Annotated in this window: 10 protein-coding genes; 7 read left to right on the plus strand and 3 right to left on the minus strand. The window is 75.8% G+C overall.

Annotated features, from left to right (window positions below; translation table 11 throughout):
• Positions 1-28 precede the first annotated feature (28 nt).
• Positions 29-760 (plus strand): TetR/AcrR family transcriptional regulator, encoded by a 732-nt coding sequence (locus tag AB0E83_RS22540; protein WP_362114614.1) that lies wholly within the window; start codon positions 29-31, stop codon positions 758-760.
• Here the strand turns inward: AB0E83_RS22540 and AB0E83_RS22545 are convergent.
• The 3 genes from AB0E83_RS22545 to hmgA all read right to left on the minus strand — a co-directional run bounded on the left by AB0E83_RS22545 (position 747) and on the right by hmgA (position 4,172).
• On the minus strand, positions 747-1,973 hold the full coding sequence (locus tag AB0E83_RS22545) for a type ISP restriction/modification enzyme (protein WP_362114617.1): 1,227 nt from the start codon (positions 1,971-1,973) through the stop codon (positions 747-749). The genes AB0E83_RS22540 and AB0E83_RS22545 overlap by 14 nt on opposite strands.
• Positions 1,974-2,053: 80 nt before the next feature.
• Positions 2,054-2,803 (minus strand): GntR family transcriptional regulator, encoded by a 750-nt coding sequence (locus AB0E83_RS22550; RefSeq protein ID WP_362114620.1) that lies wholly within the window; start codon positions 2,801-2,803, stop codon positions 2,054-2,056.
• Positions 2,804-2,849: 46 nt separating this feature from the next.
• Positions 2,850-4,172, minus strand: coding sequence for a homogentisate 1,2-dioxygenase (hmgA, locus tag AB0E83_RS22555; RefSeq protein ID WP_362114623.1), 1,323 nt, complete (start codon positions 4,170-4,172; stop codon positions 2,850-2,852).
• A gap of 371 nt (positions 4,173-4,543) precedes the next feature.
• Here hmgA and AB0E83_RS22560 point away from each other — a divergent pair, with 371 nt between their 5' ends.
• From AB0E83_RS22560 to AB0E83_RS22585, 6 genes are all read left to right on the plus strand, one after another.
• A complete protein-coding gene (locus tag AB0E83_RS22560) occupies positions 4,544-5,191 on the plus strand; it encodes a TetR/AcrR family transcriptional regulator (protein WP_362114626.1) in 648 nt (215 codons plus the stop codon).
• A gap of 100 nt (positions 5,192-5,291) precedes the next feature.
• On the plus strand, positions 5,292-7,508 hold the full coding sequence (locus tag AB0E83_RS22565) for a molybdopterin oxidoreductase family protein (protein WP_362114629.1): 2,217 nt from the start codon (positions 5,292-5,294) through the stop codon (positions 7,506-7,508).
• 118 nt (positions 7,509-7,626) lie between these two features.
• Positions 7,627-9,102: a citrate:proton symporter gene (locus AB0E83_RS22570; RefSeq protein ID WP_362114632.1), complete on the plus strand. Its 1,476-nt coding sequence runs from the start codon at positions 7,627-7,629 to the stop codon at positions 9,100-9,102.
• A 188-nt stretch (positions 9,103-9,290) separates the two neighbouring features.
• Positions 9,291-9,911 (plus strand): hypothetical protein, encoded by a 621-nt coding sequence (locus AB0E83_RS22575; RefSeq protein ID WP_362114635.1) that lies wholly within the window; start codon positions 9,291-9,293, stop codon positions 9,909-9,911.
• A gap of 55 nt (positions 9,912-9,966) precedes the next feature.
• Positions 9,967-10,737: a class F sortase gene (locus tag AB0E83_RS22580; RefSeq protein WP_362114638.1), complete on the plus strand. Its 771-nt coding sequence runs from the start codon at positions 9,967-9,969 to the stop codon at positions 10,735-10,737.
• Positions 10,738-11,007: 270 nt separating this feature from the next.
• Positions 11,008-11,221, plus strand: a 214-nt coding sequence (locus tag AB0E83_RS22585; protein WP_362114643.1) for an aldehyde dehydrogenase family protein, incomplete at its 3' end; no start/stop codon positions are given.

The following is an 11,221-nucleotide window of genomic DNA, read 5'->3' on the forward strand; positions in this document are numbered from 1 at the left end:
GTAACTACGATGGAGGCGAGGTGATGAGATGGCGGGCCGAGCGGCCGAACCCGAAGTGATCTGGGCGCGCCCCGAGCGCGCGGGCCGCGGCCCCAAGCCCGCCTTCAGCAGACAGGACGTGGTCGACACCGCCGTGCGCCTCGCGGACGCCGACGGCATCGACGCGGTCTCCATGCGGCGCATCGCCGCCGAACTCGGCTGCGGCACCATGTCGCTGTACAACTACGTCCCCCGCAAGGAGGACCTGTACGAGCTGATGGTCGACGCGGCCAGTGCCGAGTACGCCTTCCCGGAACGGCCCAGCGGCGACTGGCGGGCCGACATGACCGAGCTGGCGTACCAGACCCGCGCGATCATGTACCGCCACCCGTGGCTCTCCCGGGTGATGACCACCGCCTACGGCTTCAGCCCGAACGCCCTGCGCTACCTGGAGTGGTGCCTCGGCTGCCTGGAGCCGCTCGACGTGCCCGCCGGGCTCAAGATGCAGCTCATCGCGCTGGTCAACGGCACGGTGATGGCGACCGTCCGCAACGAGCAGGCCATGGCCGAACGCGCCCGCGGACTGCCCTGGTCCGAGGCGGAGGAGCAGGCCGTGCGCGGCGCCTACCTCATGGGCCAGGTGGCGAGCGGCCGGTACCCGCACCTCGCGGCGCTGCTCGCCGAGTCCGCCGCCCCCGCCGACCCGGAGGAGGTCTTCGCGATGACCCTCGCGCGGCTCCTCGACTCCTTCGACCCCGCCCGCCCCGTCACAGGAGCATGAACTGGCCCTCCGGGCCCTCCTCCTGATGGTCGAGCACCGACGCCGGCCGGCGCGCCCGGTCCGGCACCGGCAGCACCCCGGCCGCGCGCAGCGCCGCCCGGCCCGGCCCGCCGCCGGCGGTGAACGGCGCGCGCTCCGCCTCCCGCGCCCCGAGCAGCGCCAGGACGGTGATCAGGTCGAGGAGCTCGGAGGTCCACTCCTGCGGCCAGGCGGACGGGCCGATCGCCTCCAGGGTGCCCGCCCCGGCCGGCGCGGTCCGCCGGGCGAACCACTGCTCCAGGACCCGCGCCCCGCCCACCCGGTACTCCCAGGCCGCCGCGGGGACGGGGGAGACGCGGCCCTCGCCGACGCTCAGCACCTCACCCTCGGAGTCGTACGAGAGCGATTCCGGGCGCGGCGGGAAAGCCGCCCGCACATAGGGGCGCCGCCCGCCCGGCAGCCGAGGCCGCGTCCCCGTCAGCGCGCCCCGCGCCTGGACGTCCAGCAGCTCCCGCCCGAGCGCCGTGCCCGCCGCCCACGCCTCCGGGTCCGCCGGGAGCGGCACCCGGCAGCCGGCCGGGGAGGGGACCGCCGCCGCGACGGTCCAGGCCAGCCACCGGACCGGGTCGGCCGGCCCGTACCGCTCCCGGAGGAAGCCGAGCAGCCCCGGCGCCAGGTTCGGCTCCTCGCCGCCGGGCCGCCGGAAGAGCGGCCGGATCCGGCCCGGACGGCCCGCCGGGGAACGCCCCTCGGGCAGCGCGCCCGTCACGAGGAGCGGCGGCCCGGCCGCCCCCGGCACGTACCCCTGCTCCACGGCGAAGAGCTGCGGCCCGCCCGCCACCCGCCACAGCTCCGGGCGGGCGGCGTCGATCAGCCGGTGGTCGGGAAGCAGCCACTGCTCGTCGAAGGGCCCGGACGCCACCCGCACCGGCTCGGGACAGGGCCCCGTCTCGCGGGCGAACCGCCCGGTCCCGGTCCGCTGCCCCGGCAGCGCGGCCACCGCCGTCCCCGTCGTCCGCGCCCGGCTCGGCCGGAACAGCGCCTCCCGCTCCCCGCCCTCCGCCGCGACCAGCCGGTCCCACCGGGCCCGCAGCGTACGGACGTCGGGCGCGAGGACCCACGCCCGCCCGAACCGCAAGGGCGCCACCGACCACGGCATCACCTCGTCGAGCAGGGGCACGTCGTCGTCCGGCCACGGAACCGGCGGGCGGGAGGCTTCCGTCACGCCCCGCATGCTAATCCGTCACGCCCCGCACGCCCACGAGTGCCGTCCGCGCGGGACCGGCACCGGCCGGGCCGGTTCCCGGGCGGGCGTCAGTGCGCCTCGACCGTCACCGTGAAGGAGAAGCGGTCGCCGCGGTAGCGGATGCGGGCGACGTCGACGACGCGGCCGTCCTCGCCGTAGGTGACGCCGGTGTAGTGGAGGATCGGGGAGAGCAGGGGGACCCGGAGGAGTTCGGCCGTCTCCGGGTCGGCGAGGCGGGCCTCGACGGTGTCGGTGATCCGGCTGATCCGCACCCCGACGACGTCCCGGAGCACCTTGGTCATCGGCCAGCGCTCCAGGTCGGCCGGGTCGATGGCGGCGGCGAACTCGGGCCGGACCGCGTTCTCCGCCCAGTTGGTCGGCTCGTCGCTCTCGCCGTCGGCGCGCAGCCGGCGGTACGTGGCGACCTCGGCCACGTCCGGGAAGTACTCGGCGAGTTCGCCGGGCACCGGCTCCGGGCCGTGGCCGAGGACCGTGGTCCGCTCGCCGGACTGCTGGGCCACGATCGCGTCGATCGAGCCGAGCAGCCGGCGCGGGGCGGAGCGCCGGGCGCCCGGCTCGATGAAGGTGCCGCGCCGCCGGTGCCGGCTGATCAGCCCCTCCTCCTCCAGCTCCTTCAGGGCCTGGCGCATGGTCAGCACGCTGACGCCGTAGTGCGCGGCGAGCTGCTCCTCGGTGGGCAGCCGCAGCGAGGCGTCGGGCGTGCGCCCCAGTATGGAGGCGCGCAGGGACTGCGAGACCTGGTACCACAGCGGGAGCTTGCGGTTCAGGACCAGCGAGTCGGGGGCGAAGGCGGTCACGGGGTTCTCCGTACGGCGACGCGGCGGGGCGGGCTGAAGCAGGACTCTACGGCCGGAAATGACGCTCCAGACCCTGCCACACGTCGTCGTAACCCCGCTGGAGGTGGTCGGCTCCGGCCGCCTGCGCGGTCGCCGTCACCGGCCAGCGGGTCTCGAACATGAAGGCCAGGCCGTCGTCGATCTTCTGCGGCTTCAGCTCGGCGGCGCTCGCCCTGTCGAAGGTCTCCCGGTCGGGGCCGTGCGCGGACATCATGTTGTGCAGCGAGCCGCCGCCCGGCACGAAGCCCCCCTTTCCGGCCGTCTTGGCGTCGTACGCGCCCTCGATCAGGCCCATGTACTCGCTCATCACGTTCCGGTGGAAGTACGGCGGCCGGAAGGTGTCCTCGCCGACCAGCCAGCGCGGGGCGAAGACCACGAAGTCGACGCCGGCCAGGCCGGGGGTGTCGGAGGGCGAGGTGAGGACGGTGAAGATCGACGGGTCGGGGTGGTCGTAGGAGATCGTCCCGATGACGTTGAAGCGGCGCAGGTCGTAGACGTACGGGGTGTGGTTGCCGTGCCAGGCGACGACGTCGAGCGGCGAGTGGCCGTACGTCGCCGTCCAGAGGTTGCCGCAGAACTTGTTGACCACCTCGACCGGGCCCTCGACGTCCTCGTAGGCGGCGACGGGGGCGCGGAAGTCCCGGGCGTTGGCGAGGCCGTTGGCGCCGATCGGGCCGAGGTCGGGGAGCTGGAAGGGCGCGCCGTAGTTCTCGCAGACGTAGCCGCGCGCGGTCTCGTCCAGCAGCTCCACGCGGAAGCGGACGCCGCGCGGGACCAGCGCCACCTCGCCGGGGCGGGCGGCCAGCAGGCCCAGCTCGGTGCGGAGCAGGAGGCCGCCGTGCTCGGGGACGATCAGCAGCTCGCCGTCCGAGTTCCCGAAGACCCGCTCCATGGGGGCGTTGGCGTGGTAGAGGTGCACGGCCATGCCGGTGCGCTGGGCCGCGTCGCCGTTGCCGCCGAGGGTCCACAGGCCGGCCAGCCAGTCGGTGCCCGGCGCCGGGTCCGGCAGCGGGTCCCAGCGCAGCCGGTTGGGGTCGGCGACGGTCTCGGTGAACGGCGCGGTGCGCACGGCGCCGTTGTCGGTCCTCACGAACGGCGGGTGGGCCGCCGAGGGCCGGATCCGGTACAGCCACGAGCGGCGGTTGTGCGCCCGCGGCTCGGTGAACGCGCTGCCGCTGAGCTGCTCGGCGTAGAGCCCGAGCGGGGCGCGCTGCGGCGAGTTGCGGCCCTCCGGCAGGGCGCCCGGGAGCGCCTCCGAACCGTGCTCGTTGCCGAATCCGGTGCTGTAGGTGAGCGCCTCGGCCGTCTTCCTGGCCTGCTCGGTCGTCATCGCCCGCTCCTGTCCTGAACCCTCGGGCCGCACCCGTGTCCGTGCCCGCGAAGGGAATCCTATGGACGACCGTAGGATTCCGCGCCGCTCCCGTCAACGGGGCGGGCGTGCCGGTCCTCGTGACCGGTGCCCGCGCGGCGGGGGCGACACGGCGGACGGCGGCTCCGCTCCCGCGGCCGTGCCGCGGCCCCGGAGGCCCGTCTCCGCGCTTCCGGCCGTGCTCGCCGCGACCCCCTCCGCCGGGCGCGCGCGGGGCGGTTCGTCCACCGGGCGCACGAGGGGCGGCCGGCTCCCGTCCTTCGCGCCGGTGACCGCGTACGCGCTCGGCGGCGCGGGGGCGCTCGTCGCCCGAACGGGGACGGGGCGGCATCATGGACCCCGTGCCCCAGACCAGCCCGCACGGCCCTCCGTCCGCGCTCCGCCGCACCCCCGTCCAGCAGCGCAGCGCCGAACGGCTCGCCCGCATCCTCGACGCCTGCGCCGGCCTCCTCGACGAGACCGGCTACGAGCAGCTGAGCACCCGTGCCGTCGCCGTCCGCGCCGGCGTCCCGATCGGCTCGGTCTACCGCTTCTTCGGCAACAAGCGGGCGATGGTCGCCGCCCTCGCCCACCGCAACCTCGACCGGTACGCCGAGCGGATCTCCGCCCGCTTCGCGAGCGCCCCGGCCCTCGACGCGCGCGGCGCGATCGACGGCGTCCTCGACGAGTTCCTCGCGATGAAGCGGAGCGTGCCCGGCTTCGCCCTCGTCGACTTCGGCGTCCCGGCCGCCGAGGAGGCCGGGGGAGGGGCCGCCGAGGACCCCAACGGGCTGGTCGCGGAACGGATCTGCGGCCTCCTCGCCGCCCACCTCGGCCGGCCCGCCGACGAGACGCTGCGGCGCAAGGTCCTCGTCGGCGTCGAGGCCGCCGACACCCTCGTCCGCCTCGCCTTCCGCGCCGACCCCGAGGGCGACCCCGCCCTCGTCGACGAGACCCGGCAGCTCCTCCACGCCTACCTCGTCCCCTCGCTCTCCTCCTGACCGCCGGCGGTACGCGCCGCCGCACCCCTCCCCGACGTGCCTACCGGTCGGTATGCTCACCGCGAGCCGCCCCGCCGCCCCGCCGTCCACGGGAGACCGCATGCCCACCGCCCCGCGCATCTGCCCCCTCTGCGAAGCGACCTGCGGACTCGTCCTGACCCTCGACGGCGGCCGGGTCACCGGCGCCCGCGGGGACCGCGACGACGTCTTCAGCCGAGGCTTCGTCTGTCCGAAGGGCGCCGCCCTGCCCCAGGTCGACGCCGACCCCGACCGGCTGCGCACCCCGCTCGTCCGCGAGAACGGCGCCCTGCGGGAGGCGAGCTGGGAGGAGGCCTTCGACACGATCGCGGCGAGGATCCGCCCGCTGATCGAGGACCACGGCCCCGACGCCCTGGGCATCGTCCTGGGCAACCCCAACGTCCACACGATGGCCGGAGCGCTCTACCCGCCGCTCCTCCTCCGCGCCGCGGGCACGAGCAACCTCTTCACCGCCTCCACGCTCGACCAGATGCCCAAGCACGTCTCCAGCGGCCTCCTCTTCGGCGACCCCTTCGCCGTCCCCGTGCCCGACCTGGACCGCACCGGCCACCTCCTGGTCGTCGGCGCCAACCCGCTGGACTCCAACGGAAGCCTGTGCACCGCCCCCGACTTCCCCGGCCGGCTCGCCGCGCTGCGCCGGCGCGGCGGCACCCTCACCGTGGTCGACCCCCGCCGCACCCGCACCGCCCGCCTCGCCGACCGCCACCTCGCCCCCCGCCCCGGCACCGACGCCCTCCTCCTCGCCGCCCTCGTCCACACCCTCTTCGCCGAGGACCTCGCCGCCCCCGGACCGCTCGCCGACCGCACCGAGGGCATCGACCGGGTGCGGGACGCCGTGCGGGAGTTCACGCCCGAGGCCGTCGCCCCCGTCTGCGAGCTCGACCCCGGCACCATCCGCGCCGTCGCCCGGGAGCTCGCCGCCGCGCCCGCCGCCGCCGTCTACGGGCGGATGGGCAGCTCCACCGTGGCCCACGGCACCCTCGCCAACTGGCTCGTCGACGTCCTCAACGTCCTCACCGGCAACCTCGACCGGCCCGGCGGCGCCCTCTTCCCCCGCTCCGCCACCGCCCCCGCGCCCCGCCCCGCCGGGCCCGGCCGCGGCTTCGTCCTCGGCCGCCGCCACAGCCGCGTCTCCGGGCACCCCGAGGTCAAGGGGGAGTTCCCGCTCGCCGCGCTCGCCGAGGAGATCGACACCCCGGGGGAGGGCCGCGTCCGGGCGGTGATCACCATCGCCGCCAACCCCGTCCTCTCCGCCCCGGACGGGCTCCGGCTCGACGCCGCCCTCGACGGCCTCGACCTGCTGGTCTGCGTCGACCCCTACCTCAACGAGACCACCCGCCACGCCGATGTCCTGCTGCCCCCGCCGCCGCCCTCCCAGAGCGCCCACTTCGACTTCGCCTTCAACGGCTTCGCCGTCCGCGACCAGGTCCGCTACACCCCGGCCGCCGTCCCCCTGGAGGCCGGCCGCATGGACGAGTGCGAGATCCACGCCCGGCTCGTCCTCGCCGTCTCCGGCATGCACGGGGCCCCGCCGTCCGCCGTCGACGACCTCGCCGTCGACACCACCCTGGCCAAGGCCGTCACCCAGCCGCACTCGCCCGCGTACGGCGCCGACCCCAAGGAGTTCGCCGCCGGGCTCACCGGGGCGAACGGGGCCGAGCGGCGGCTCGACCTGATGCTGCGCCTCGGCCCGTACGGCCTCACCCTCGACGAGCTGAAGGCCCACCCGCACGGCATCGACCTCGGCCCCCTCAAGCCCCGCCTGGACGAGGTCCTGAAGACCCGCAGCGGCCGGATCGAGCTCCTCCCCGACCCGATCGCCGCCGACCTGCCCCGGCTGCGGGCCGCCCTCGCCGCCGTACCGGAGCCGGGAACCCTCCGGCTGGTGGGCCGCCGCCACCTGCGGTCCAACAACAGCTGGCTGCACAACACCCCCGCCCTCACCGGCGGTTCGAACCGCTGCACCCTCCAGGTGCACCCGGACGACGCCGGCCGGCTGCGGCTCGCCGACGGCGCCCCCGCCCGGATCAAGGGCGCGGGCGGAGAGCTGACGGCGGAGGTCGAGGTCACCGACGCGGTACGGCCCGGGGTCGTCAGCCTGCCGCACGGCTGGGGCCACGACCGGCCCGGCACCCGGCTCGCCGTCGCCGCCGCCCGCCCCGGCGTCAACGTCAACCAGCTCCTCGACGGCACCCTGCTCGACCCGCTCTCCGGGACCGCGGTCCTCAACGGCTTCCCCGTCGAGGTGGCCCCCCTGGAGCCGGCTCCCCTGTCGTGACCTGGGGTTTTGCTCGTATTGCTCACGCGCCGACCCCTTGTTGAGGCCGGAAGGAGGCACCTACGGTCATCCGGACCGCCGCTCGGCGGCTGTTCAACGGTGAACGTGAGGTGCCTCCATGCTGACCGTCCTCGGCTTCGTCATGATCGCGACCTTCCTGGTCCTGATCATGACGAAGAAGATGTCGCCGATCGCGGCGCTCGTCCTCGTCCCCGCCCTCTTCTGCGTCGCGGTCGGGCAGGGCGCGCAGCTCGGCGACTACGTCATCGACGGCGTGGGCAAGCTGGCCCCCACCGCGGCGATGCTGATGTTCGCGATCGTCTACTTCGGCGTCATGATCGACGTGGGCCTCTTCGACCCGATCGTCCGGGCCATCCTGCGCTTCTGCAAGGCCGACCCGGTGCGCGTGGTGGTCGGCACGGCGGTGCTCGCCGCGATCGTCTCCCTCGACGGCGACGGCTCCACCACCTTCATGATCACCGTCTCGGCGATGTACCCGCTCTACAAGCGGCTCGGCATGAGCCTCGTCGTCCTCACCGGCGTGGCGGCCACCGCCAACGGCGTGATGAACACCCTGCCCTGGGGCGGCCCCACCGCCCGCGCCGCGACCGCGCTCAAGCTCGACGCCGGTGACATCTTCGTCCCGATGATCCCGGCCCTCGCGGTCGGCCTGCTCTTCGTGATCGCCCTCGCGTACGTCCTCGGCCGCCGCGAGCGCAAGCGGATCGGCTACCTCACCCTCGACGAGGCCCTCGCCGGCGGGACGGCCGGCGGCGAGACCGTCCTGGTGGGCGCCGGCGGCGCAACGGCCGGGGCCGGGGGCCGCCGGACGAAGCGGACGGCCGGTACGGCGGGCGCCCCCGCCGGGACGGACCCGGGCGCGGACCCGGGCGCGGACGCGGGTACGGACGCGGACACGGGCGTGCCGGGCGACGGCTCCGGGACCCCCGGCTTCCAGGGGCTCGACCCGCACCGCGCCACCCTGCGGCCCCGGCTGTACTGGTTCAACGCGACCCTGACCGTCGCCCTGCTGACCGCGATGATCCTCGAACTGCTGCCGATCCCGGTCCTCTTCCTCCTCGGCGCCGCCCTCGCGCTCACCGTGAACTTCCCGCGCCCCGCCGAGCAGAAGGAGCGGCTGGCCGCCCACGCGGACAACGTCCTCAACGTCGCGGGCATGGTCTTCGCCGCCGCCGTCTTCACCGGCGTCCTCACCGGCACCGGCATGGTCGGGCACATGGCCGACTGGCTGGTGGGCGCCATCCCGGACGCGCTGGGTCCGCACATGGCGATCGTGACCGGCGTGCTGAGCCTGCCGCTCACCTACTTCATGTCGAACGACGGCTTCTACTTCGGCGTGCTGCCCGTCCTCGCCGAGGCCGGCGCCGCCCACGGCGTCTCGTCGCTGGAGATCGCCCGCGCCTCGCTGGCCGGCCAGGCCCTGCACATGTCGAGCCCGCTCGTCCCGGCCGCGTACGTGCTGGTGGGCCTGGCGAAGGTGGAGTTCGGCGACCACACCCGCTTCACGGTGAAGTGGGCGGCGCTCACCTCGCTGGTCGTCCTCGCGGCGGCGGTCCTCTTCGGGATCGTCTGAGCCGGGCCGGGCGGGCCGGGGCCGGACGGGCGGGGACCGGCCGGTCCGGGGCCGTCCCTCCGCCGGCTGGGCCGGACGGGGGAGGGACGGGGCGGCGCGCGCATGTCGTCACCGTTCGTGTCCCTGATGTGACGGATAGTCGGATTATCGGTTGAAATGTCCGACGACGTCCTCATGGAGGCACCCGTATGTTCGCTCGTACCGCCCGGCCCCTCGCCGCCGCGTCCGGTCTCGCCCTCGCCGGCCTCGCCCTCCTGGGCGGCGCCCCGGCCGCGTACGCCGCTCCCGGCGACAACGGCGACGTGAAGATCCACAAGTCGACCACCCCGAAGACCGACCCCAAGAACGAGCCGAAGGTCTGCGAGTTCTACCTCGTCGGCTTCAACTTCGATCCGGACCAGTGGGTCACGTGGGAGATCATGCCCCAGCCGGACGGCAACTCCGACGCCGCCCTGAGCGGTTCGCTCAAGCTCACCGACGGCACGGGCCGCACCGATGACCTCAAGCTGGCCGACGGCATGTACAAGCTCACCTGGAACATCGAGGGCGGGAGCGGCGCCGGCAAGCACAAGGTCTTCAAGGTCGACTGCCCGGACGGGGGCAACGGCGGCAACGGCAACGGCGGTCACGGCCACCACAAGCCCCCGCACGGCCCGGTCGGCGCCGGCGGCGGCGGCAGCGCCGTGATCGCGGCCGAGGAGGACTCCTCCGCCTTCGGCGTCGGTGCCGCCGTCGCCGCCGGCCTCGCCGGCACCGTCGGTCTGGTGCTGATCCGCCGTTCGCGCCGCCGCAACGATGGCGCGGCGTAAGGCCCGTCTCACGCGCCGGCAGCGGCGGCTCCTCCGGCTCACCAGGACCGTGGCGGTGGCCGCGGTCCTGGTGACCGGGGGAGCGTGGTGGGCCGGGGACGGGGGCCCCGCCGACGGGCGGCCCGTCGCCGGGGCCGACGCCAAGCCCGTCCCCGGGGCGGCGGGCGAGGGGTCCGCCCCCGGCGCCCCGGCGGCCGGCGGCGAGGACGGCTCCGGCCCGGGGGCCGGGCCCGGGGGCCGTACCGACGCCGGGGACCGGAGCGCCGCCGCGGGCCGGGCCGACGCCGGGACGGGCCGCGCCGGGGCGCCCGCCGCCCGGCCGCGGAAACCGGCGCCGCCCCCCGCTCCTCCCGCCCCGCTCACCCGCTCGCGCCCCACGCTCCTCGCCGTGCCCGCGATCACCGTCGAGGCGCCCGTTCTGGACCTGGGGCTCGACCGGCAGGGCCGGCTGGACGTGCCCCCGGTCGACGACCCGCGGAAGGCCGGCTGGTACGCGCGCGGCCCGTCGCCCGGCGAGCGCGGCACGGCCGTGGTGGTCGGCCACCGGGACACGCGGACCGGGCCGGCCGTCTTCCTCGACCTCGGCTCCCTCGGCCCCGGCAACACCGTCCGGGTCGCCCGGGCCGACGGGCGGGTCGCCGTCTTCACCGTCGACCGGGTCCGCACCTACCCGAAGTCCGCCTTCCCCGACGAGGAGGTGTACGGCTCCACCGGCCGGCCCGAACTGCGCCTGCTGACCTGCGGCGGCGCCTACGACCGCGAGTCCGGCTACGACGCGAACATCGTCGTCTTCGCCCACCTCACCGACGTCGACAAGACCCTCTGAACGACGGGGCCGCGCCGCCCCCTCGCCGGCTCCCGCGAGGGGTCCGCGCCGCCCCCGCGTCCGGTACCGTCGGCCCCGTCCCGGGCCGGCCGGCGTCCGGCGCGGGCCCCCGCGCCGTCCGGGGCGCGGCGGGCCGCCGCGCGATGAGACCCGCCCCACTCCGGCAGGCCCTGGCGCCCTAAAACTATCAGCGCTAGTTTGGGGCGGCGGGGCCGAGCCGCTCGGCCCCGCCGCAGGCGCGCGGTCGAGTGGAGAGGGATGGGGAAGCTGATGAAGGCCCACGACGCGATGTACATCGGTGGGGAGTGGCGCCCCGCGGCCACCTCCGGGACGATCCCCGTCGTCGATCCCGCCACCGAGCAGGTCATCGCCCATGTCCCCGCCGGCACCGCCGAGGACGTCGACGCCGCCGTGCGCGCCGCCCGGGCCGCGCTGCCCGGCTGGGCCGCCACCCCGCCCGCCGATCGCGGCGGCGCGCTCGGCG

It is taken from the genome of Streptomyces sp. NPDC035033, assembly GCF_040636735.1.
GTDB lineage: Bacteria > Actinomycetota > Actinomycetes > Streptomycetales > Streptomycetaceae > Streptomyces.